Source organism: Mycobacterium paraseoulense (genome assembly GCF_010731655.1).
GTDB lineage: Bacteria > Actinomycetota > Actinomycetes > Mycobacteriales > Mycobacteriaceae > Mycobacterium > Mycobacterium paraseoulense.
The window spans coordinates 3119491-3141689 of record NZ_AP022619.1 but is presented as its reverse complement, the minus strand read 5'-3'; the positions used below and the strand labels follow the sequence as shown (position 1 = coordinate 3141689).

At 67.1% G+C, this 22199-nt stretch carries 22 protein-coding genes; 10 read left to right on the top strand and 12 right to left on the bottom strand.

From position 1 onward, the window contains the following. Positions 1-99: 99 nt before the first annotated feature. Genes G6N51_RS14415 through G6N51_RS14390 form a run of 6 tightly spaced genes read left to right on the top strand, consistent with a single transcriptional unit; the run spans position 100 to position 6414 of the window. The gene (locus G6N51_RS14415) at positions 100-1335 is read left to right on the top strand and encodes a CaiB/BaiF CoA transferase family protein (RefSeq protein WP_197747121.1); all 1236 of its coding nucleotides are present in this window, start codon (positions 100-102) and stop codon (positions 1333-1335) included. Beyond that, complete coding sequence (locus G6N51_RS14410) at positions 1311-2534, top strand: CoA transferase (RefSeq protein WP_306460831.1); 1224 nt, start codon at positions 1311-1313, stop codon at positions 2532-2534. Before G6N51_RS14415 ends, G6N51_RS14410 begins: the two co-directional genes overlap by 25 nt. Then, the gene (locus G6N51_RS14405; RefSeq protein ID WP_083167255.1) at positions 2531-2980 is read left to right on the top strand and encodes a VOC family protein; all 450 of its coding nucleotides are present in this window, start codon (positions 2531-2533) and stop codon (positions 2978-2980) included. The genes G6N51_RS14410 and G6N51_RS14405 overlap by 4 nt, the downstream gene beginning before the upstream one ends. Before the next feature lie 52 nt (positions 2981-3032). Next, positions 3033-4226, top strand: a complete 1194-nt coding sequence (locus tag G6N51_RS14400; protein ID WP_083167658.1) for a cytochrome P450 — start codon at positions 3033-3035, stop codon at positions 4224-4226. 2 nt (positions 4227-4228) lie between these two features. Further along, complete coding sequence (locus G6N51_RS14395; protein ID WP_083167251.1) at positions 4229-5272, top strand: acyl-CoA dehydrogenase family protein; 1044 nt, start codon at positions 4229-4231, stop codon at positions 5270-5272. 2 nt (positions 5273-5274) lie between these two features. After that, entirely contained in the window at positions 5275-6414 is a 1140-nt protein-coding gene (locus tag G6N51_RS14390; RefSeq protein WP_083167246.1) for an acyl-CoA dehydrogenase family protein, read from the top strand. Positions 6415-6424: 10 nt separating this feature from the next. Here G6N51_RS14390 and G6N51_RS14385 read toward each other — a convergent pair whose 3' ends face one another. Continuing rightward, a complete protein-coding gene (locus G6N51_RS14385; RefSeq protein WP_083167241.1) occupies positions 6425-6643 on the bottom strand; it encodes a hypothetical protein in 219 nt (72 codons plus the stop codon). A 117-nt stretch (positions 6644-6760) separates the two neighbouring features. Here G6N51_RS14385 and G6N51_RS14380 point away from each other — a divergent pair, with 117 nt between their 5' ends. After that, positions 6761-8056, top strand: a complete 1296-nt coding sequence (locus G6N51_RS14380; protein WP_083167237.1) for an amidohydrolase family protein — start codon at positions 6761-6763, stop codon at positions 8054-8056. Positions 8057-8069: 13 nt separating this feature from the next. Here G6N51_RS14380 and G6N51_RS14375 read toward each other — a convergent pair whose 3' ends face one another. From G6N51_RS14375 to G6N51_RS14350, 6 genes are all read right to left on the bottom strand, one after another. Then, positions 8070-9401 carry an adenylate/guanylate cyclase domain-containing protein gene (locus tag G6N51_RS14375; RefSeq protein ID WP_232078393.1) on the bottom strand — a complete coding sequence of 444 codons (1332 nt, stop codon included), beginning with the start codon at positions 9399-9401 and terminating at the stop codon, positions 8070-8072. 161 nt (positions 9402-9562) lie between these two features. Beyond that, a complete protein-coding gene (locus tag G6N51_RS14370) occupies positions 9563-10510 on the bottom strand; it encodes an SMP-30/gluconolactonase/LRE family protein (RefSeq protein ID WP_083167653.1) in 948 nt (315 codons plus the stop codon). Further along, on the bottom strand, positions 10507-11043 hold the full coding sequence (locus tag G6N51_RS14365; RefSeq protein ID WP_083167228.1) for a nuclear transport factor 2 family protein: 537 nt from the start codon (positions 11041-11043) through the stop codon (positions 10507-10509). Before G6N51_RS14365 ends, G6N51_RS14370 begins: the two co-directional genes overlap by 4 nt. A 5-nt stretch (positions 11044-11048) precedes the next feature. Further along, a complete protein-coding gene (locus G6N51_RS14360) occupies positions 11049-11864 on the bottom strand; it encodes an SDR family NAD(P)-dependent oxidoreductase (protein WP_083167223.1) in 816 nt (271 codons plus the stop codon). A 129-nt stretch (positions 11865-11993) separates the two neighbouring features. Further along, complete coding sequence (locus tag G6N51_RS14355; RefSeq protein WP_232078391.1) at positions 11994-12791, bottom strand: enoyl-CoA hydratase/isomerase family protein; 798 nt, start codon at positions 12789-12791, stop codon at positions 11994-11996. Beyond that, positions 12788-13984, bottom strand: a complete 1197-nt coding sequence (locus tag G6N51_RS14350) for a cytochrome P450 (protein WP_083167218.1) — start codon at positions 13982-13984, stop codon at positions 12788-12790. The genes G6N51_RS14355 and G6N51_RS14350 overlap by 4 nt, the downstream gene beginning before the upstream one ends. 101 nt (positions 13985-14085) lie before the next feature. Between G6N51_RS14350 and G6N51_RS14345 the strand changes: the two genes are divergently transcribed. Then, positions 14086-14898, top strand: coding sequence for an enoyl-CoA hydratase/isomerase family protein (locus tag G6N51_RS14345; protein ID WP_083167213.1), 813 nt, complete (start codon positions 14086-14088; stop codon positions 14896-14898). Between the two features lie 2 nt (positions 14899-14900). After that, on the top strand, positions 14901-16103 hold the full coding sequence (locus G6N51_RS14340) for an acyl-CoA dehydrogenase family protein (RefSeq protein WP_083167208.1): 1203 nt from the start codon (positions 14901-14903) through the stop codon (positions 16101-16103). A 2-nt stretch (positions 16104-16105) separates the two neighbouring features. On the opposite strand, the gene G6N51_RS14335 is transcribed toward G6N51_RS14340, so the two are convergent. Genes G6N51_RS14335 through G6N51_RS14315 form a run of 5 tightly spaced genes read right to left on the bottom strand, consistent with a single transcriptional unit; the run spans position 16106 to position 20786 of the window. Continuing rightward, positions 16106-16876, bottom strand: a complete 771-nt coding sequence (locus G6N51_RS14335; RefSeq protein ID WP_083167203.1) for an enoyl-CoA hydratase/isomerase family protein — start codon at positions 16874-16876, stop codon at positions 16106-16108. Between the two features lie 9 nt (positions 16877-16885). Then, positions 16886-17683 carry an enoyl-CoA hydratase/isomerase family protein gene (locus tag G6N51_RS14330; protein ID WP_083167199.1) on the bottom strand — a complete coding sequence of 266 codons (798 nt, stop codon included), beginning with the start codon at positions 17681-17683 and terminating at the stop codon, positions 16886-16888. A 6-nt stretch (positions 17684-17689) separates the two neighbouring features. Next, positions 17690-18541 carry an enoyl-CoA hydratase/isomerase family protein gene (locus G6N51_RS14325; protein ID WP_083167195.1) on the bottom strand — a complete coding sequence of 284 codons (852 nt, stop codon included), beginning with the start codon at positions 18539-18541 and terminating at the stop codon, positions 17690-17692. Then, entirely contained in the window at positions 18538-18771 is a 234-nt protein-coding gene (locus tag G6N51_RS14320; protein WP_083167190.1) for a lipoyl domain-containing protein, read from the bottom strand. Before G6N51_RS14320 ends, G6N51_RS14325 begins: the two co-directional genes overlap by 4 nt. Continuing rightward, a complete protein-coding gene (locus tag G6N51_RS14315) occupies positions 18768-20786 on the bottom strand; it encodes an alpha-ketoacid dehydrogenase subunit alpha/beta (protein WP_083167185.1) in 2019 nt (672 codons plus the stop codon). Before G6N51_RS14315 ends, G6N51_RS14320 begins: the two co-directional genes overlap by 4 nt. Positions 20787-20901: 115 nt before the next feature. Between G6N51_RS14315 and lipL the strand changes: the two genes are divergently transcribed. Next, positions 20902-22176, top strand: a complete 1275-nt coding sequence (gene lipL / locus G6N51_RS14310; protein ID WP_083167182.1) for an esterase/beta-lactamase LipL — start codon at positions 20902-20904, stop codon at positions 22174-22176. Positions 22177-22199: the final 23 nt, after the last annotated feature.

Below are 22199 nucleotides of genomic sequence, written 5' to 3'. Positions count from 1 at the left end.
CAATAGAACATCAACTGTTAATCTGCGAGTAGCGGTCCCGCCGGGCCGGGCTGCGGCGCGGCGTTGGCAGAAGAACAAAATCTGTTTTATTGTTGCATGGTGAGCGTCGGGTTGTCCCACCTTCGGGTATGCGACCTCGGCGGTCAACTGGCCGGCGCCGGGGCGACGAAGATCCTGGCCGCCTTCGGTGCCGAGGTCATCCGAGTCGAAGACCCCGCAACGCGCGGGATGTGGGACGCGCTGCGCGGCGTCGGCCCATTCGTCGACGAGCGCCGCGGCGTGAATCTGGGTGCCGGCTTCAACAACCACAACGTGGGCAAGCTCGGGGTGACCATCAACCTGCGTCAAGAGGCAGGCAAGCAGCTGTTGCGTGAGCTGATCGCCGTCTCCGACATCGTCTGCGAGAATTTCGCCGCCGGCGTGCTGGACAGGATGGGTTTCGGCTACGACGAGCTGCGCCGGATCAAGCCGGACATCATCTACGTCTCCAACTGCGGCTTCGGACATAGCGGCCCCTACCGCGATTTCAAGACCTGGGGTCCCATCGTTCAGGCGCTGAGCGGGCTCACCTTCACCGCCGGGTTGCCCGACCGGGAGCCCGCGGGATGGGGCTACTCGTACATGGACCACGTCGCCGCCTACTACATGACGGTCTCGATCCTGGCGGCCCTGCATCAGCGCGAACGCACCGGCGAGGGACAACACATCGACTTGGCCACGGTGCCTGCGGGCATCGCGATGCTGCCCACCGAGGTGCTGGACTGGACGGTCAACGAGCGGCCCGCGCGCCGGCCGGGGTTCCCGGACGGTAACCACGCCGACTTCGGTGAGATGGCCCCGCATGGGATCTACCCGTGCCGGGGCGAGGACCGGTGGATCGCCATCGCCTGCCGCGACGACCGGGACGTCGCCCTGCTGTCCAAAGTCGTCGACGAACCGCGATTGACGGACGACCGATTCGCCACCCTGGAGCAGCGGTTGCTCGGCGCCGACGCACTCGACGCGCTCGTCAGCGCCTGCACCCGGACCCGCGAAGCCTCCTCGCTGGCAGCCGAACTCAGTGCGGCCGGCGTGCCGGCGAGTGTCGTGAAGTCGCCCCGGGAACGGATCGACGAAGACCCGGACCTCGCCGAGTGGGGACTCTTTCCGACCGTGACGCACCCCGAGATCGGGACGGTGCGCGTCGAAGGGCTTCCCCTGCGAATGTCGGCCTCGCCGTGGAGCATTTCGCGGGCCGCGCCGTGTCTGGGCGAACACAACCGGCACGTGCTGGGCGGGCTGCTCGGGCGCAGTGATCAGGAGCTGGACGAATTGACGAAACGGGGTGTGATCTGAACGCGCTGAGCGGGATTCGCGTCGTCGAGATCAGCGGCCAGTTCACCCCCATCGGGGGAAGGTTGCTCGCCGAACTCGGCGCGGAGGTCGTCGTGGTCGAACCGCCCGCGGGATCCTCACATCGGTTGCGACCGCCGTTCGCGCACGACAACATCGGCCCGGATACCAGCCTGCGGTGGTGGAGCGGCAACGTGGGCAAGAGATCGGTGACCGTCGATCTCGACACCGCGGAGGGTGTCAACGCACTGGGGCGCCTGATCGCTAGCGCCGACGTCGTGATCTCCGGGTCGGGCCCCGTCGGCGATGCCCGGCACCCGTCCCTGATCTGGGTGGCGGTCACCCCATTCGGCCTCGACAGCATGCGGGCCGACCAACCCGTCACCGACCTCACCTTGCTCGCCGGCGGGGGTCCGGTCTGGAACTGCGGCTACGACGACCACTCCCTGCCGCCGGTTCGCGGCGCCGGCGAGCAGTCGGCCAACATCGCCGGCCTGTATTGCGCGATCGGAGCGCTGGTGGCCCTTGCGCACCGGGACCAGACCGGCCAGGGTCAGCTCGTCGACGTCAGCGTCAATGCGGCCTGCAACGTCAGTTCCGAGCAGACGACGTACCACTGGCTGGTCAACAACGAGACGTGCGTCCGCCAGACCGGCCGTCACGCGTACTTCACGCGGAGCCAACCGACGCAGGTCCGGTGCGCGGACGGCGCCTACGCCACCACCGGCGTGCTACCCCGCAAGCCGACCGAATTCGCGAACCTGCTGACCTGGCTCGCGGACCTCGGCCTGACCGACGAGCTTCCCGAGGCGGTGTTCCTGGAAATGGCCGCCTCTCGCGACGAGCCGGTCGACATCGCGATGATCGGCGCCGACGACGAGACCACCGCGATCCTGATGGCGGCCCGCGACGCGATCACCTTGATCGCTGCCCGGATGCCGGCCAACGAGTACTTCCTGGAAAGCCAGCGACGCGGATTCCCCGCCGGAGCGGTGCTGTCACCCGACGAGGCCTTCGAGGACGAACACATCGCCGCCCGCGGGTTTCACGTGCCGGTCCACCACCCGGAACTGGGGGAGAGCTTCCGCTATCCCGGCACGCCATACCTTTTCAGCGCCAATCTTGCGGGCGGGCCCGTACGGCCACCCTTGCTCGGAGAACACAACGCGCTGCTCGACGAACTCGCCGACGACACCGCATGAGCTCCGGTGACCGCCTCACCCATATCGGGCTGTGCGTCAGCGATCTCGAAAGGTCCGTCCGATTCTATTGCACGGCAATGGGATTTGACGAAAGCGGCCGCCTGAGGGTCGGCGGGCCCGAGACGGCACGGCTGCTGGGCGTGCCCGGGCTGGTGCTCGACCTCGTCTACCTGCAACGCGACGGATTTCGCCTCGAGTTGCTCGGCTACCCGGTACCGGGCGTGCGCGAGAAGCGCAGGCCCCGCCGGATGAACGAGGTGGGCTTCACGCACCTGTCGTTCCGTGTCGACGACGCGGACGCGTTCGTCGCGCGTATCGAGCGCCTGGGTGGCCAAGCCCGACCGGAACGAACGGTCACATTCGACGGCGGCAACCGGGGACTGATGGCGACTGACCCCGACGGCAACTGGATCGAATTGATCGAACGCACGCCGCCGAGCAACTGAGCAGTTAGTCACTCAACGTCCGATTGTTCATTGCGGTGATAGAGTCATGGCTGTGCCAGCGACCAGCGAGTTGATGTATTCGCCGTTCTCCAAGGCGATCTTCGACGATCCATACCCGGTGTACCGGAGATTGCGCGACGAGGCGCCGGTCTACCGGGACCCCGAAAACCGCTGGTGGGTCCTGTCCAGGTTCGACGACGTGTCGCAGGCTCTGCGGGATTGGGAGACGTTCTCATCCAAGCGCGGTCCGGCACCGGAGAACCCGGACAACGACGGACGCAAGTACTCGGTGATCTCGATGGACCCGCCTCGCCACGACCGCATTCGCGGGGTCCTCAAAGGGTTCTTCACGCCAAAAGCGGTCGCCGCCATGGAGTCTGCCCTGCGGGCGGTGGTCCACACGCACCTGGGCCGGCTGCGATCGGGCACCACCGTCGACGCGATGGAGGCCTTCGCGTTCTCGGTGCCCACGGACGTGATCGGTGATCTGCTCGGCGTGCCGCACAGCGACCGTGCGCAGCTGCGCGTCTGGTGGGAGGCCTTCCTCACCCGGGAGGAAGGGCAGGTCGCGATGCCGGCCAAAGCCATCGAGGCCAACCGCCTGATCAGCCAGTACATCGGTGACCTCATCGAACGGCGCCGCACCGACCCGGGTGACGACCTGATCAGCGTCGTGCTGCAAGCCACCTTCGACGACCCCGAAGCCGGCGGCCAGCGCGCCCTGACCCCGCACGAGGTGCTCATGTTCTGCAATCTCCTGTCGGCCGCCGGCTCGGAAACCACGCAGAAGCTGATCTCCAACGGCCTCGTCGCGCTCGCCGAGCACCCCCAGGAGTGGCAGCGCATCGTGAAGGACCGCAGCGTCATTCCCGCCGCGGTGAACGAGGCGCTGCGCTACGACACGCCGAGCCACTGGGTCGCCCGCACCTTGACCCGCCCCATCGAGCGGCACGGCGTCACCATGGACGCCGGCGACTGGGTGCTGCTGCTCCTGGGCAGCGCCAACCGCGACGAACGGCGCTACCACGATCCCGACCGCTTCATCATCGGCAGGCCGCGCGGCACCGACGTGTATTTCGGGTGGGGAATCCACATCTGTCTCGGGCAATGGTTGGCTCGCCGCGAGGCGCAGCTGGTGTTCGAGTACATCGCCGACAGGTTTCCCGACTACGCCATCGGGGCGCGGGAACGCGTGCTCACCGCGACCGTGCGCGGATACACCAGCGTGGAGATGACCCTGCGCTGACCATGGAGATCGCCTTCACCGACGAGCAGCAACTGCTCCGCGACACCGCCGCGCAGCTGGGGGAGAGCGTGGGTGTCACCAGTGCGGACGAGATCGCGACCGGCGAGGCGCTCGACGCCCAGTGGCGCCGCCTGGTGGATCTCGGTGTGCCGACGTTGCGTTCGCCGCGCCTGTGCGGACTCGACGCGAGCGGCGTGGAAGCCGTCATCGTGATCGAAGAACTCGCCAAGACCCTCAGCGCCGTTCCGGTGGTGGGCCAGGCGGTGCTGGCCACCGAGCTCCTGGAGGCGGCCGGAGCCGAGAAGGAACTGGAGCTCGTCGCGGAAGGGAGCCTCCGGCTGGCGCCCGTGCTGAGCCCGGACCTGATGGGTTTCGGCTCGGCTCACCGACCTGGGGTGGCATTCGACGCCGCGGGCGCCACCCACGGACTACTGACCGCCCGCACCGACGGACAACGTCGGCTTGTGTGCGCACCACTGGGCGGCGCCGACCCGCGCGGACTGGACCTGACCCGTGAATTCCGTTTTTTGCCAGCAGATTCGGTCGCTTCGGCGGTGGTCACCGGCGAGGCCATCGATGACGAACGGTGGCAGCGGGTGGAGTCCTTGGCGATGACCGCCGTCGCCGCCGACCTGGTCGGCATCATGCAGGGTGCCCTGGACGACGCGGTCCGCTATGCGGGCGAGCGGGCTCAATTCGGGGTCAAGATCGGCTCGTTTCAGGCCGTGGGTCATCTGCTCGCCGATGCCCTGGTGCAGGTGGAAGGCGCCCGGAGTTGCCTCTGGCACGCCGCGTGGGCGATCGACCACTCGCCGGCCGACGAGGCGCGGCTGGCGGCGATGACGGCCAAGGCATACGCCTCGGCCGCGGGCCGGGAGGTGGTGGAGACCACGGTTCAGGTCTTTGGTGGCATCGCGATCACCTGGGAGCACGTTTCGCACCTGCGGCTGCGCCGGACTCTGTTGGACCGGCGGTTGTTCGGCGACGAGACGGTGCAGTACGAGGCCGTCGCCGCGCTGCGGCTGGCGAACCGGGAACTCGCTTAGCCATGGACTTCAACGACAGCGCACCCGAAGCGCAGTTCCGCGCCGAGCTGAGGCAGTGGCTGTCCGACCACGCTGCCGACGCCGCGATTCCCGACGACCCGGCGGCGCGGGCTGACGCGCAAAACGCCTGGCACCAAACGCTTTACGAAGCCGGCTACATCGGGTTGTCCTTTCCCGTCGAGTATGGGGGGCATGGCAAGGCGCCGGTCTACGAGGCGATCCTCAACGACGAGCTCGGGCGGGCCGGCGCCGCGCCCATCGAGGGCGTCGGTCACCTCAGCAACGCGTTACGCCTGTTCGGAACCGACGAGCAGCGCGACACGCTGCTGCCCGGGCTGTTGTCCGGCCGGGTGCGCTGGTGTCAAGGGTTCTCCGAACCCGAGGCCGGATCCGACCTCGCCGGCCTCAAGACCCGGGCCGATTTCCTCGACGCCGGCGGGCGTGAGATGTTTCGCGTCAACGGCCGCAAGATCTGGACGAGCTTCGGTGCGGTCGCCGACTGGTGCTTCCTGCTGTGCCGCACCGAGCCGGACGCACCGAAGCACGCCGGCATTTCTGTGTTGCTGGTGCCGATGTCGACGCCCGGCATCGAAGTGCGGCCCATCGTGAACGCCGCGCGCAACCGCGAGTTCACCGAGATCACGTTCGACAACGTCGATGTACCCGCGGGCAACCTGCTCGGCGGGCGCGGGGAGGGCTGGTCCATTGCCAACCAGCTGCTGGCCTACGAGCGCGGTCCCAGCGACATCAACTGGATCGGCCGGCTCAAGACGCAGCTACGTCGCCTCGAGGACGACGTTCGCGTCGGCTGGCTTGAAGACTCGCCGTCGGCGCGGGCCCGGCTCGGGCAGGCCTACGCGGAGCTGCGAGCACTGCAGATCAAGGTCATGAGATCGCTCACGGAGCGCCAGAACGGCCGGCTTCCCGGGCCCGAGGGTTCGGTGGACAAGTTGCTCATGACACGTGCCGACCAGTTCTTCGCCCACGCCATGATGGACCTTTCGGCCAGCGGCCCGCTGCTCACCGAAGGCCTGGAATGGGATATCTACGTGTGGTCGCGCGCCGCGAGCATCTACGGTGGAACGGCCCAGGTCCAGCGCAACATCGTCGCCCAGCGGGTGCTGGGCTTGCCGCGGGCCTGAGTGGGCCGGGTCAGCCCTGTGGGTCCCGGGTCAGGTGCTTGTAGGCCTCCTGGAGCCCGTTGAGTCGTCGCGTCAGGGTCTCGTCCTGATCATCCGACGCGCCGAGTTTGGCAGCGACCTCGGCGATCTCGGCGGCGAGCCGTTCGGCCGCCTCACCTTTGGTGAGCAGGTCCTGGTCGGCCCAATCGTCGTGCGGGATGCGCGACTGTGGGCTATCGGGTGTTGTCATGGTCCTCCTTGATGCGCGCTGTTCGTTTGGGCTCTGGCCACCATCGGCGCTATAGTCAAATAGTCAGAATCTGTTCACTTGTACCGTATCGCACGACTTCGAGAGACGACTCCCACAATGCCGCTGCAACCTTCGATGAAGCTCCTGTCCGTCGATGATCACCTGATCGAGCCACCGCAGGTCTGGGCGGACCGACTGCCGAAGAAATTCCTCGACGCCGGTCCCCGCATCGTCGATTTCCCGCGCGACGGGGCTCCGCCGGTGCAGCAGTGGGTCTACGAGGGCAGGGCCTATCCGAACATCGGGCTGAATGCCGTCGCCGGAAAGTCGCCGGAGGAGTTCGGTGTCGACCCAATCCGCTACGCCGACATGATCCCCGGGTGCTACGACCCGAAAGCCCGACTGGCGGACATGGACATCGACGGCGTGCACGCCATGCTGTGCTTTCCGTCCTTCCCGCGCTTCTGTGGCACCGTTTTCCTGGAGGGCGAGGACAAGGAACTCGCGCAGTTGTCCGTCCAGGCGTGGAACGACTTCTCACTCGACGAATGGTGCGCCACCGACCCCGCCCGCTTCATCCCGATGGCGATCACGCCGCTGTGGGACGCGGCCCTGATCGTTGCCGAGATCGAGCGGGTGGCGGCCAAGGGCGCGCGCGCGATCGGGCTGCCGGATAACCCGACCAACTTGAAGCTGCCCAGCTACCACACCGCATACTGGGAGCCGGTGTGGTCGGCGCTCGAAGAGACGAACCTGACCGCGGTGATGCATTTCGGCAGCGGCGGATTCCCGCCCCAGACCGCACCGGAGGCGCCCTTCGCGGTGATGATCACCTTGATGGGCACAACGTCCATGGCCGCGGCGACCGAGCTCATCTTCTCGCCGGTGTTTCACAAGCACCCGAACCTCAAAGTCGCGTTCTCCGAAGGCGGCGTCGGCTGGATGCCGTACCTCGTCGAGCGCGCGGACTACGTCTGGCGCAAGCACAAGTTCTACCAGAACATCCATCCCACGGTGGCGCCGTCGGAATTGTTCCGGCGCAACATCTCCGGATGCTTCATCGAGGACGAAGTCGGCATGTCGATGCGCCACCAGATTGGGATCGACAACATCACCTGGGAATGCGACTATCCGCACTCGGACTCCTTCTGGCCCAAGAGCCGCGCGCGCGCCGAGGAGATGCTCGCCGACGTGCCCGACGAGGAGGCCGCCAAGATCGTCGAACTCAACACGCGGCGCTGGTATGCGTTCCCCGAGGACGGCTTCAAATCCTGCACCGCGGATGCCGGGTGGCGCCCCAACGGCGGCAACCCGCCACAGTACGACTACGACGAGGTCATGGCCGGCCACGGCGGCATCGGCTTGGAGGCCTTCCTGAACAAGATGGAAGAGCAGAAGTCGCACAAGGTCTGACACGCATGGAGCTTCAATCGACCGGGACGGCGATGTCGGTCCAATTGGCTCGGCCGCGTAGCACTTTGGAGTCGACGACCCGCCACCGCCTCGACTCCTCCTGACCGGCCATCACCAGTGCCGTGGCCGACGCGGCGACGCCCACCGACAGCTTGGCGACTTCGGTGAGCCGCGCCGCCTCGTTGACCGGGTCACCGATCACCGTGTACTCGTAGCGGCCCGGGTGGCCGACGTGGCCGGCCACCGCCATGCCGGCCGAAACGCCGATGCCGGCCCCGATCGGCGCGCCCGGCGGATTAAGGAGCCTGTTGAGTTCGCGCGCCGTCGCCAGTGCATGCGAGGCCCGGTCGCCGTCGTCGACGGGAGCGCCGAAGACCGCCAGCGCCGCGTCCCCCTCGAACTTGTTGACGAAGCCGCGATTCGCTTCGACGACGTTCACCACCATCGTGAAGAAGTCGTTGAGCGTCGCCAGCAACTCGGGTGGCTCCAGTGTGGTGGCCATCCGTGTCGAGCCGACCAGGTCCACGAACAACACCGCCACTTCGCGGTTGACACCCCCCATCTCGATCTGGTCACCGGCGGCGGCGAGTTGCTCGGCCAACCGAGCCACATCGTGGCCAACGTGGCGGCCGAACAGGTCGCGCAGCCGTTCTCGTTCCCGCAGCCCGGTCGCCATCGTGTTGAAGCCCGCCTGCAGCAGTCCCAGCTCGGACGCGTCGAAAACGGCTACGGACACCTCGAATTCGCCGCGCTGCACCCGTTGCATGCCGTCCCTGACTTCGTCGATCGGATCGGCGATGGATGACGCGTTGAATGCGGCGACCACCAGGCCACAGGCCATGGCGCAGCCCCCGAGTACCAGAACAACCACTGCCAGCCGATGCGCGGAGTACTCGACGAAAAGGGCGCTCGCGGTGACGAGCATGACCATCAGCGTCGGAATACCGGTTCCGATCACCCAGGCGCTTACCGCGCGCAGCCGAAGTCCCGGCCCCCGGGGCTGTGTCGGCGGGTCTTCGGTGAGCAGCCTGGCGGCCGTCGGCCTCAGCGCAATTCTGCACATCCAATAGGACAGCGCGGTTGTCACGATGGCTCCGAGCAGAATCGACACTCCCAGGGTTGCCGCCAGCCAGGGTGTATCGAGATTTGTGAGCACGAAGACGACGGCGGCCGCCGACCATACGGTCCCATGAACCACGGCCATCCTCGTCGGGATGGCCAGGACGACGCGGCGCGCGGTGGCATCGCTTGCCTCCGCGGGCAGGCTCAACAAGACGTACCCACAGATCCCGGCCAGCGGCAGGGCGATGCCGGAATAGCAAATTCCTGCAACGATATTGACCACCATTACATGGTGTTCGCGGAGCGCCGCACCGGTCGGCAGAGCCCAGGCGGTCAGTGCTGCGATCAGGGTTGAGCCGATGACGGTCGGGACAATCGCCCCCGACATCACGAGTGATTTGCCGGAGGGCGCGAACGGCGAACGCAGCCGGCGCCGGACCAGCTTCACGGTGGTGCCTGCGCAGCGCCCAGATGTACCCGCCAGTTCCGGACCGTCACCAAACGTCCCGATGAGGCGAGTGTCATGAACAACGTCTCGCCATCGGTGCTCACAGCGACGTTGGTCGTCATCGGGTCGTCGGCGGGAATCGTCCCCAGCAGTTCGCCGGTCGGGGCGAAGACGGTGACACCACCGGTGCCCAGGGTCGCGACGAGGATTCTGCCGGTCGCGTCCACACAGAGCCCGTCGGCCCCACCGACATTCAGCGGGCCCCCGCTGGGCACCGTTGCCAGACCGCGCGCCCGCGACACCACTCCCGGCCCGTCGAGCGCGAACTCCCAGACCCGGCGCGTTCGCGTCTCGGCCACGTAGAGCAACGCCCCGTCCGGGGACAGGGCCACGCCGTTGGGCATCTCGAGTGGGTAGACGATCTCGCGAAGCCCACCGTCGACGGTGCCGTACAGCAGTCCGGTCATGCCGCGGTTGCGGCCTCGCGTGACTCCACCGTCGGTGACGTAGAAGCCGCCATCGCCGTCGACGCAGATGTCGCTGGGCCGCATCAGCGGCAGCGTGCTGCCTGAAAGCGCGGTGAATACGGTGCACAGGGTGCTGACCTCACCGCCGGCTTCGATCAGCTGCAGCGCGGGAGTGACGGGGTGGTCGGGCGGCCCCACCGGCCGGAAAAGCGTTGCGCAGCCGACGAAGTCGTACGGCCAGGGGCCGAGCCCGAAGGTGGAGCCGCCGTTCTGGCAGACCACCAGCCGACCGTCCGAAAGCCGGGCCACCCCGTTGGGACCACCGCCGGTCTCGGCGACCGTCTCGGTGACGCCGTCGGGGCGGACGCGGGTGATCCTGCCGGCCGCCATCTCCGAGACCACGACGGAACCGTCGTCGTAGACGACCGGGCCTTCGGGGAAGGAGAGCCCCTCGGCCAGGCAACGGCCGGCGCTCACGGCCGCGTTTCCCCGCCGGCCCTGCTCTGCCACCAAGCCGTGAAGACCGGGTCGCTCAGCGGCAGGTCACCGACGCCGGTCTGGTTTCGTGGCCAGGCTGCGGCTTCTTGTGTCAGGGGCGATGGCCGGCGGCTTACGCCGTAGCACAGGCGATGCCTTCGGTGCAGGAAAAGCCAACGCCCGCAGTGCCGCTCGTAGCGGTCCTCGTACTTGATGAGCTGTTCGACAAACCCCTCGGCGTCGGTCTGGGCGAAACACTGGGCCCAAACCTGCCCGCGGGCGCGGTCCGCTGTGTCCAGCTCGACGAGGTGGTTAGCGACAAGGATGACCGCGAATACGCTCCCGTCGACGCTGGCCGACATCAGCCGGCGCAGCGCCCCGGGGCCCTCTCCGTGGTCGCCGAACCGGGCGTGCGGGACGAACAATTCGGCCATCGCGTCGACGTCCCGCGTTTCAATCGCGGCGGCGTAACGGTAAGGCAGTTGACGAATTTCCTCCTTCGCCAACAGATCCCGAATTTCGGTGTCGTGCATCGTGGCTAGGGCACCGGGGTCGACGGGCCGAGTACGTAGCGCCCCGATTGCGGATGGTGATACCAGCCGCCGGCCGCTGATGTCCCGCCGTCGACGTGCAGCGTCTGCCCGGTCACGTAGGCGCTGAGGTCACTGGCGAGGAAGATTGCGGCTCCGGCCATTTCGTCGACGTGGCCCGCGCGGCCCATCGGCACCATGAGTTTGGCGTTCTCGACGCCGTTGGGCGCCATCTTCCGCAGGCTCTCGGTCAGCGTGAAGTCGGGCGCGAGCCCGTTGACGCGGATGTTGTGCGGTGCCAGTTCCAGAGCGGCGGTCTTGGTGAAGTTGACCACGCCCGCTTTGGCCGCGGCGTAGGCGGCAAACCCGGGGGCGGCGCGCACCGCCTCGATGGTGCTGATGTTGATGACGCTGCCACCGTGTCCCGCCTCGACCAAGGCCCGCGCTACGCGCTGCGTACAGAGCAGCACCTGCGTCAAATTGATCCGGATCAGGGCATCCCAGCCGTTGGGCGAGGTGTCCAGCAGGCCCGACCAGAAGACCCCGCCGGCATTGTTCACCAGGATGGTCGGAACCCCCAGCGCATCGACGGTCGTGGCCAGCGCCGCGTCGACCTGTTCGGCGTTGCGTACGTCGGTGACGCACGCGAGGCCGCCGACCCGCGCGGCCACCTCCGTGGCACTCGGCTGGTCCTTCTCCCAGATGGCCACCCGTGCGCCGAATTCGGTGAGGGCCTCGGCGATGGCGCTTCCGATCCCACCGCCCCCGCCCGTGACGACGGCGACCCGGCCGTCCAGCGACGCGGCGTTTCGGTGCAGCGTCATGCACTTCTCCTCACGCCCATGGGACGGCATCGGGGAGCGGGCCTGCGCCGGCTCGCGGCGAGTGACAGATTAACACTGAGTGTTCTATTATCCAATCGAGTCACCGCGGCATCGGGCAACCGCGAGAGCTCAGCGTCCACGAAAGTCCGGGTCGCGTCGCTCGGTGAAAGCCGCCATGCCCTCGGCGACATCGTCGGTCGCGGCGACCTGCTCCACCAACAGCGCCTCGGTGCGAAACGCGGCATCGCGGTCGACGTCGAACGCCTGATTCAGCATCGCCTTGGCCGCCGCCAGCGCACGGGTGGGCCCGCTGGCGAGCCGTTGGGCCCAGGCGGCCGTCTCGGCTTCCAGGTCATCGGCACCGACGACCTTGTTGACCAGGCCGATGCGCTCGGCCTCCGCGGCGGAGAGCTCCTCACCGAACAACAACAGCTGCTTTGCGACGTTGAACGGAACCTTGCGCGCGAGCAGATAGGCGGCGCCCCCGTCGGGTGCGAGCCCGCGCCGCGCGAAAAGCTCGATGATGCGGGCACTTTCGGCGGCCACGACGAGGTCGCACGCCAGCACCATGCTGGCGCCCACCCCGGCGGCGGTCCCGTTGAGCGCACACAACACCGGCTTTTCGCAGTCCAGCAACGCCGTCACCACCGCCTGAGACCCGGTACGCAGAATGCGGGCGGCATCGCCCGCGACGCGGTCCTTCTTGGGCTGCATTCCCGGGTCCCGAAGATTCGGTCCCGTACAGAAATGCTTGTCACCGCGGCCGGTGAGCACCACCGCCCTGACGCCTGCGTCGTCGGAAGCGGAGCGCAGGTTTTCGATGAGGGCCTGCTGCACCGCCCGCGTTACCGAATTGCCGGCCTCGGGGCGGTCCAAGACCAACCAGAGCACCGCGCCTTCGGTGCGGACGGCGAGGTCGGGTGTCACAGCCGCATCGGCACGCTGGCGGGGCCGCGCACGGAATTGGTGTGCACGTACGTCACGGCATCACCGTCGACGTCCCAGGTGGGGAAACGCTTCAACGTCTCTTCGAGGGCGACCCGGGCCTCGAGGCGGGCCAGCGCCGCGCCCAGGCAGAAATGTGATCCGTGGCCGAAGCTGATGTGCCGGATTCCCGTGCGCTCGACGTCGAGGACGTCGGGGTTCTCGTATTGGCGTTCGTCGCGGCCCGCCGACCCGGTCAGCAGGGCAACGCGCGAGCCCGCCGGGATGAGCGTGCCGTTGTAGGTGACGTCGCGTTTCGTGTAGCGGCCCTGTACCGGCGAGGGGGCGTCGTAGCGCAGCAGCTCCTCGACGGCGTTGCCGATCAGGTCGGGGCGGTCGACCAACTTGGCCCGCTGGTCGGGGTATCGCGCCAGGGTCAGCGCGGCCCACCCCAGCAAGCGGGCAACCGTCTCGTTGCCGGCGACGTTGATCATCGCGATGAACATCAACACTTCGCCATCGTCCAGGCGACGGGTCTCGCGGCCCGCCTGGACCAGGTCGGAGCTCATCAGGTTGCCGACGATGTCGTCGGTCGGTGCGGCCCGCCGTCGCTGAATCTGATCGGCGTAGTAGCCCAGCAGCTTCGCGTTGGCCTGCTGGCCTTCCTCATTCAGCTCGGTCGTGCCCTCGTCGCGGTGGAGCTGGGCATCCGACCACTCGCGCAGGTTGTCGTGGTCTTCCTCGGGGAAGCCCAACAGGGAGCTGATCACCATCACCGGGAGCTTCATCGAGAAGTCGCGCACGTAGTCAAAGCCGTCGGTGCCGACGAACGCATCCAGGTAGGCGCAGCACAGCGAGCGTACCCGGTCCTCGAGCTGGGCGATTTGAGTGCGGAAGAAGGTTCGATTGACCATCTTTCGCAGTGCGGTGTGGTCGGGTGGATCCATCATGATCATCGCCCGGGGCGGCGGCCAAGGCTCGTCGGTGATCGCGTCGAGGGTGATCCCGTGCGACGAGGAAAACGTCTCGGTATCCAGCGACGCTTCCATTACGTCGGCGAACCGGCTCAACGCGTAGAAGCCGTACTGGTCGTTGTAGTACGTTGGCGCTTCGTCGCGCAGCCGTTTCCAGACCCCGTACGGATTCTGGTGCAACGCGCGGTCGAACGGATCCCAACGTAACTCGATCGTCGTCATCGGCACCGTCCCTTCGCCAAAGAACACTAATACATTATCTGTATAGTTGCACCATGCTGACGGCGTGGTGATCGTCTGCCCGGTGTTGAGGAGGACGAACGATGGAAACGCGAGAACTCGAGCACGTGATCTATGAGAAGGATGGCCCGATCGCGCGGATCATCCTCAACAACCCGGACGCCGCCAACGCCCAGAGCTCGGAAATGGTCCACAGCGTCAACGAGGCGCTTGACGATGCGCAGTACGACTATGACATCAAGGTCGTCATCATCAAGGCCAACGGCAAGGGGTTCTGCTCCGGTCACATCCCCACCGGTGCGTACCCGGAGTTCATGGCCGAACTGCAAGCGTCCGGCAAGGTGTGGCGTTCGGCGGCGCAGTTGTTTCTGTGGCCGGTGCTGAAGTTGTGGGAATTCCCCAAGCCGGTGATCGCCCAGGTGCATGGGTATGCGATCGGCGGGGGTACCACCTGGGCGCTGATTCCCGAGATCACGGTGTGTTCCGAGGACGCGTGGTTTCAGATGCCCCTGGTGCCGGGGTTCGGCCTGCCGGGCGCCGAGACCATGTTCGAGCCATGGGTCTTCATGAACTACAAGCGGGCCGCCGAATACCTGTACACCGCCCAGCGATTGAGCGCGGCCGAAGCGCTCGAGTTCGGTCTCGTGAACCGGGTGGTCCCGGCCGACCAGCTCGAGGCCACCGTCGAGGAACTGGCCACCCAAATCGCCAAGGCGCCGCTCATCACGTTGCAGGCCGTCAAATCCGGCATCATCCGCGCGTGGGAGACGATGGGGTTCCGCACCCACCAGCAGGCCACCAACGACCTGCAGGCGATGGTGACCGGCAGCAAGGAATTCCAGGAATTCATGGCGGAGCTGATGAAGAAGGGCTCCAAACCGACCGAGCGCATCTAGCCATGCCGTGCAAGCCCATCATCCAATTCGGCGGTGACGAGAGTACCGAGGCGCTGCGGGCTTCGATCCGCGAGTGGCTGTCGGACAACCTCGCCGACGAGTTCCGCCGCACCGCGGCCAATCCCGATTACCTGCCGCGCGACGCCCACGAACGTGCGGTCGCGTTCTGCAGGTTGCTGCACGAGCAGGGCTGGTTCGTGCCGCACTGGCCCGCCGAGTACGAGGGCGGCGGACGCGGGATCGTCGAACAGGTGGTCATCCGCGAGGAACTCGCTTATGCGGGCGCACCGCTGGTAAACACCAACGGAGTCAACATGCTGGCACCGGTGCTGTTCAAGTACGGCACGCCCGAACAGAAGGCCGAGCACCTGCCGGCCATCGCCCGCTCGGAACGCATGTGGGCACAAGGTTATTCGGAACCTGAGGCCGGCTCGGACCTGGCGTCGCTGCGCATGACGGCCCGGCGAGACGGCGACGAGTACGTCCTCGACGGACAGAAAACGTGGACCAGCAACGGCGTGCTCGCCGATTGGATCTTCGTCCTGGCGCGCACCTCGCCCATGGCGGACAAGCGCCAAGCCGGAATCTCGTTCCTCCTCGTCGACCTGGAAAGTCCGGGAATCACGCGCCGGCCCATCCGATCCATGACCGGGTACCCGACCTTTGCCGAGGAGTTCTTCGATGGTGTGCGTGTGCCCGCCGCCAACCTCGTCGGAGCCGAGGGGCAGGGCTGGACGGTCGGGAAGGCGCTGCTTGACGCCGAACGGTCGAACATCACCAGGGCGGCCCAGGCGCAACGCTACCTCGATGAGCTCATCGACTGGTGCCATGCGCAGAAGGGCTCGGCGCACGACCCCCTGTCCGATCCGGCCAACCGCATCGCGTTGGCCCGCGCCGTCGAACGCGTCGAGGTGGGCCGCGCCCTGTCGTATCGGGTCGCGCACCTGCAGGCGGCCGGCGCCCTGGATCCCGCGCTTCCGTCGTTGTCGAAGCTGTATCACTCCGAACTGACCGCCGAACTGCGCGCACTCGGGGCCCAGATCCTGGGTCCGGGAGGCGAACTCATGCCGGACGATCCCGACGCGGTGCTCGACGGGCACTTCTCCGAAGGCCTCTTGCTGTCGTTGCTGCACACGATCGGCGGCGGCACCAGCGAGATCCAACGCGATCTGATCTCGACTGTCGGCCTCGGGATGCCGCGCTGACGTCAGGAGTACCCGGCCCGCCCCTTGGCGGCCGCCGAACGTTGTTGCGCCACGGTCGCCATCGCCAATTCAAGCGGATGGAAGGCGGCGAGCTGGGCGGCCTCGGCGGAATTGATCAGCCGCTTTGTCATTTCGATCGCCCCCGCATCGGCCTGGCAGAGTTCGTCAGCGATGGACAGGGCGCGGCTGACGGTGGATCCGGGTTCAACGATCTCGGTCACCAGTCCCAGTCGCTCCGCCTCGCTGGCCGGCAATCGTGTTCCTCGTAGTAGCAACGACGCAGCGCGGGTGCGGCCCAGCTGCTGCGTTAAGCGCCAGGCCAATCCGCCGTCGGGCACCACCGCACGCGCGACGAACGGGGCAGCAAAGAATGCGTCGGACGCGCTCACGACGAGGTCGCACGCCAGCGCCAAGCTCCAACCGAGGCCAACGGCCGCACCCTCGACTGCTGCGATCGTCGGTACTGGCACAGCTTTGAGTTGTTCCATTACGCGTTGGGCGTGTTCGACGCGGCTGGCAGGGCCCAACGGACCGTCGCCGTGCGCCGGCCCCGTCTTCAAATCTCCACCGGCGCAGAAGAAGTCTCCGGCGCCGGCTAATACCAACGCGCGGTCGCCATACGCAACCACCCCGCCGAGCGCGATGGATAATTCGGTCCAGGACTCGTAACACAAGGCGTTGCGCTGGCGCGGTCGATCGAGAAAAACCACTGCGATGCCGTCTCGATCTTCGTAGCGAATCAGCGCAGCCTCCGGGTTGGTGTCGCCGGTCATCGAGTGGTCCTACCGGTTGAGGAACTTGTCGATGGCGGCCCGGTGTTCGGGAGTGGTGAAACACTCGGTCTCGGCGGAGATCCCGTATTCGAGGATGCCGGTGATCGCGCGCTGGGCGTGCAGGTTCAGCGTCCGCTTCGTGTCCTGCACGGCCCTCGGTGGCAACGCTGCGAGGCGGTGGGCAATCGACAGACCCTCCTGCTTGATCTCCGCGTGCGGCACGACCCGATTGGCCAAGCCCAACTCGACGGCCTTCTCGGCCTTGATGCGTTCGCCGAGCATCAGATACTCCTTGGCCTTCAGAAGGCTCATCAGCAGCGGCCACAGCACAGATCCTCCGTCGCCGGCGACCAGGCCACTGGCGACATGAGTGTCCGCGAAAAAGGCCCGATCGGACATCAAGACGATGTCACACAACACCGCGATGCTGCACCCGAAGCCGACCGCGGGCCCGTTGACGGCAGCGACGACGGGCAGCGGAAAGTCGATCATGTCGCGCACGATGCGCCGGGCGTCGCGCATCCCGGCGCGGCGGGTCACCGGGTTGTTGACGTGGGTTTCCAACCACTCCACCAGGTTTCCGCCGGCGGAGAAGTAGTCGCCCGTACCGGTGATCAACACCGCCCGCGCGTCGACATCCTCGGCCAGGGTCGCCCACAGTCTCGTAAACGCCGTGTGCATCGTGTTGTTGACCGCATTGGCGTCGTCAGGGTTGTTCAACGTCACGATCCGGACGGGACCGTCGGCGGCCACGAGGATCTCCTCGCACCCGGTCAGGTCCGACGTCCCCTGCGGAAGCTCAGTCATGGGCAGTCAGCCATCCTCGTGCGGCGCCAGCCACGCCGACCGTCGGGTCTGAACGAACGCGTCGCGATCGCGGTTGACCGCCCAAGCCGGAGATCGCTTCTGCAGGAACGCCGTAAAGGCCTCGATCTGTTCGGCGGTTCCTATCGACGACCAGTAGCCGGTCACGTCGACGGGCGGTAGCGCGCGCGCCATTTCGCGTTTGACGGCCGCGCGCGCGGCGGGGCCCGTCTTCCGGACCCTTTCAAGCAACGCGTCGACCTCCGACCGCAGGGCGTCGTGCGCAACGACCTTGCCGACTAGCCCGAGACGCTCGGCCTCTTGCGCGTCGATCCAATCATTGCCGTAAATCAGGTGATTGGCCCTCAGCGTGCCCAGTCGTTGCGGCATTCGGGCAGCGACGAACGCCTCGTACACGCCGCGGGTAAGGTCCGGGACCCGGAACCGGGCGCGATCGGAGGCGATGACGAGATCGGCGAACAACGTCATCACCAAGCCGCCACCCATGGCAATGCCGTTGACGGCGCAGACGACGAGTTTCGGTATCTTGCCCAGCGTTTCGAACGGTGTTCCGTCGTAGGACTCGGTGAACGCGTCCCACCTGCGGTCTGGATTCTGCACCGCGTTCATGTCGCCGCCCGCGCAGAACACGTCGCCCGTCCCGGTGATCACCAGGAAGTTCAGGTCCGGTTCGTCGGCGACGATCATCGCTGCCCGTTTGATCCCGTGGTAGCCGTCCGCGGTGACGGCGTTCTTCTTCTCCGGTCGGTTGATGGTGACGGTCAGGGTGTCGCCGTCGATCCTGCCTTCGAGCTCGGGGGCGCAGAGGTCGACGTCGACGGAATCCGGTAGCGCGCTCACCGCGCCTCGATCACTGCGAGCACTTCGCCGACGTCATAGGTCGTCCCGGCGCTGATCTTCCATGTAACGATGCCACTGGCGGGTGCTTCGATGTCCATCTCGACTTTGTCGGTGGCGATCTGGTACAGGGGATCCCCCTCGGAGACGTGTCCGCCGTCCGCTACGTAGAGGTCGGTGACCTCGGCCTCGGTGATCGCGTCGCCCGGTTTCGGCATCCGCACTTCCGTCACGCGATCCTCCTGACCGCTTCGACGAGTTGCGCGGCGTCCGGGCGGCAGGCGGCTTCCAATGTCGCCGCCCGGGGCACGGGCGTGTACGTTCCCGCTACGCGCTGAATCGGGCTGACCAGCACGCCAAAAAGCTCCGTCCCGACCGCCGCCGCGATTTCGGCGCCGGGTCCGCAGAAGCCGACGGACTCGTGGGCCACCACCAGGCGACGGGTCTTGCGTACCGAGTCGAGGACCGTCCCCAGATCCAATGGAACCAGGCTGCGCAGGTCAACCACCTCCACCGAAACATCCTCGGCGGCAAGCTGATCGGCGGCATCGAGCGCGGCGTGCACCAGGCTGCCGTAGGTGCAGATTGTGACGTCGGTGCCGGCACGTTTGACGTCCGCCTGGCCGAGCGGGATCACGTAGTCGGCCGTGGGCACGGGCCCCTTGCCACCGCCGTAGTAAAGCTTCATCGACTCGATGAACAGGCATGGATCTTGCTCTGCCAGGCAGGCATTGAGCAGCCCGACCGCGTCGGCGGCGGTGCTGGGCCACACGACCTTGATGCCCGGTGTGTGCATCGCCCAGGCCTCGAACGCTTGGGAGTGTTGCGGGCCGGCTGCCGTGCCCACCATCGCGCGGATGACGAGCGGTGCGCCCTGCCGGCCGCCGGACATGTAGCGGATCTTCGCGGCGTGATTGGCGATCTGGTCCATGGCGACGCCCAGGAAGTCCACGAACATGAGCTCCGCCACGGGACGGAGCCCGCCCAGGGCCGCACCCACGGCAGCGCCGATGATCGAGGACTCGGCGATCGGAGTGTCGCGTACCCGGTGGGCGCCGTACTTGGTGGACAACCCGGCGGTGATCTTGAACATGCCGCCCGACGGGTCGGCGATGTCCTCGCCGAGGAGCACGACCGAATCGTCGGCCGCCATCGCGCGGTCCAGCGTGCGGTGAATCGCCTGCACGAGGCCGAGGATCTCCGTTTCGCCCTCGGGAATCGCCGCCCGTTCCGTGACCGGTGCCGCGATCTCGACGCCGTGCGCGGCGAACACGTCGCGGGTCAGTTCGTCGGCGTCGGGGTAGTCGGCATCGCGCGCGGCGGTGAAGGCTGCGTCGATCTCGGCAATGAGATCCGCGTCGATGCGATCGAGGTCGGCCTCGTCGGCCAGACCCGCGTCGATGAGCCGCCGCCGATACCGCGCGAACGGCGGGTCGGCACGCTTGGCGGCCAGTTCGTCGGGGTCGGCGTAGGGCATCTGGTCGCCGAAGTAGTGCCCCTGCAGGCGGTAGGCGACCGCTTCGACGAACGACGGGCCGGCTCCGGACCGTGCGCGCTCGGCGGCCTCGGCCACGGCCCGGTAAACCGCTTGCGGGTCCGTGCCGTCGACCGTGACGCCGGGCATCGCGTAGCCCGCGGCCCGGTCGGACAACCGCGCCGTGCGGGTGTACCCGGCCACCGGCGTGCATTCGGCCCAGGCGTTGTTCTGGCAGAAGAACACCACCGGAAGCGCCCACAGCGCCGCCATGTTCATCGCCTCGTGGACATAGCCGATGCTGGTCGCCCCGTCGCCGAAGCTCACCAGCACCACGCGGTCGCTGCCCTTGATGGACTCCGCCAGCGCGATCCCGTTCGCGATCAGGGGCCCGGCACCCACGATGCCGGTGGTCCAGGCGATGCCATGCTCGGGGTCGTAGATGCCCATCGCGCCGGCCTTGCCCTTCGACAGGCCGGTGCCGCGGCCCAAGATCTCGGCGAAATACCCGGGCAGGTCGATGCCCTTGGCGACCACGTCGCCGAGTCCCCGATAGGTGCTGACCAGTTGGTCGGTGCTTGACAGGGCGAGCGCGGCGCCGGCCGACATCGCCTCCTGGCCGTCCACTGGCCAGTAGCTCATCGCGATTTCGCCGGAAGACAGCCCCTTTCGGACACGCTGGTCGCTGTGGTGCACCTTGCTCATCAGGCGGTACAACTCCACGGCACGGTCGCTGCTCAGGGCCCGGGCTCGGTTGTCTACTTGCGTGGCCATCACCCCTCCTTTGCGATGTGCACTCCGCCGACGAGCATACAATACAATATGACGATATCTGTTCAGTCGTCCGATGGGGCGACCCAAGCGCCAGTTGAGGAGAGATTCGACCGCGATGCCCGATCGACCAGCCCTGCAGGCCGGTGATGGTCTGCCCGCCCATGTGCACGGCGCAGCCGATCCCCGGTTCGCCTGCGCAGTAAAGACCTTTGCCAAGCTTTTTCCCGGCCCGCGATATGGCGGTGGGGCGCTGTCCGTGTATGTCGATGGGGAACCCGTCGTCGACGTGTGGACCGGCTGGGCGGATCGGGAGGGCACGGTGGCCTGGTCCGCGGACACCGGGGCGATGGTCTTCTCCGCGGGCAAGGGGGTGGCGTCGACGGTCCTGCACCGGCTCGCCGACCGTGGGTTGCTGGCGTACGACGACCCGATCGCGCAGTACTGGCCCGAGTTCGGCGCCAACGGCAAGTCCGAGATCACCGTGCGTGACATGATGCGTCACACAACGGGCCTGTCCCGGCTAGGGGCCATCACCACCGAGCAGTTGCTCGATCACCGGTTCATGGAAGAGCGGCTGGCCGCGGCGCCGGTCGACCGCCTTGCCGGCCGTGCGGCGTATCACGCGTTCACCTTCGGCTGGTTGGCATCCGGATTGGCCCGCGCGATCACCGGCAAGGGCATGCGGGAGCTGTTCCGCACGGAGATCGCGCGACCACTGGACACCGAGGGTATCCACCTGGGACGCCCGCCGGCCGACGGGCTCACGAAGGCCGCGCAAACCCTGTTCCCGCAACGCTTCTCGGGCGGAGAGGCGCTCGGCCGGGTGATCTCCATGATGGCCAAACTGCCGGTTCCGGGTCCGTTCGGTGCGACCTACGTACCCGGTATCACCTCCCTGGTGCAGGGTGACATGGCGCTGCTGGACAGCGAGATGCCCGCGGTGAACGCGGTGGTGACCGCACGGGGACTGGCCAAGATGTACGGGGCGCTCACCAACGACGGACGTATCGATGGGCAGCGATTCCTGTCGGAGGAATTGGTCGCGTCGCTGACGGGCAGGCGCAGTTTCCGGCCGGACCTGAACGTCTTCTTCCCGATGTCCTTTCACCTGGGCTACCACGGATCGCCGGTGCCGGGCCTACTGCGGGGTTTCGGGCATGCCGGGCTGGGCGGGACCATCGGCTGGGCCGACCCGATCACCAAGAGCTCGTTCGGCTTCGTTCACAACCGCCTGCTGACGCCGATGGTCGCCGACCAACTCCTCTTCGTGCCGCTGCTGATACCGCTGCAGCGTTCCGTCAACGAGGCTCACGGCAGTGGGCTCGTCACCGTGCCCCGCTTCGGCGCAGGATTTTCCGACGAGGCGCGCACCGAAACCGCCGGCCGCTGACCCGGCAACTTCCGGCCGGTACG

Bases quoted from the DNA above. Each gene is read 5' to 3' on its own strand.
- G6N51_RS14405 (WP_083167255.1), top strand. From the start codon at position 2,531: ATGAGCTCCGGTGACCGCCTCACCCATATCGGGCTGTGCGTCAGCGAT.
- G6N51_RS14395 (WP_083167251.1), top strand. From the start codon at position 4,229: ATGGAGATCGCCTTCACCGACGAGCAGCAACTGCTCCGCGACACCGCC.
- G6N51_RS14390 (WP_083167246.1), top strand. From the start codon at position 5,275: ATGGACTTCAACGACAGCGCACCCGAAGCGCAGTTCCGCGCCGAGCTG.
- G6N51_RS14385 (WP_083167241.1), bottom strand. From the start codon at position 6,643: ATGACAACACCCGATAGCCCACAGTCGCGCATCCCGCACGACGATTGG.
- G6N51_RS14380 (WP_083167237.1), top strand. From the start codon at position 6,761: ATGCCGCTGCAACCTTCGATGAAGCTCCTGTCCGTCGATGATCACCTG.
- G6N51_RS14365 (WP_083167228.1), bottom strand. From the start codon at position 11,043: ATGCACGACACCGAAATTCGGGATCTGTTGGCGAAGGAGGAAATTCGT.
- G6N51_RS14360 (WP_083167223.1), bottom strand. From the start codon at position 11,864: ATGACGCTGCACCGAAACGCCGCGTCGCTGGACGGCCGGGTCGCCGTC.
- G6N51_RS14350 (WP_083167218.1), bottom strand. From the start codon at position 13,984: ATGACGACGATCGAGTTACGTTGGGATCCGTTCGACCGCGCGTTGCAC.
- G6N51_RS14345 (WP_083167213.1), top strand. From the start codon at position 14,086: ATGGAAACGCGAGAACTCGAGCACGTGATCTATGAGAAGGATGGCCCG.
- G6N51_RS14340 (WP_083167208.1), top strand. From the start codon at position 14,901: ATGCCGTGCAAGCCCATCATCCAATTCGGCGGTGACGAGAGTACCGAG.
- G6N51_RS14335 (WP_083167203.1), bottom strand. From the start codon at position 16,876: ATGACCGGCGACACCAACCCGGAGGCTGCGCTGATTCGCTACGAAGAT.
- G6N51_RS14330 (WP_083167199.1), bottom strand. From the start codon at position 17,683: ATGACTGAGCTTCCGCAGGGGACGTCGGACCTGACCGGGTGCGAGGAG.
- G6N51_RS14315 (WP_083167185.1), bottom strand. From the start codon at position 20,786: ATGGCCACGCAAGTAGACAACCGAGCCCGGGCCCTGAGCAGCGACCGT.
- lipL (WP_083167182.1), top strand. From the start codon at position 20,902: ATGCCCGATCGACCAGCCCTGCAGGCCGGTGATGGTCTGCCCGCCCAT.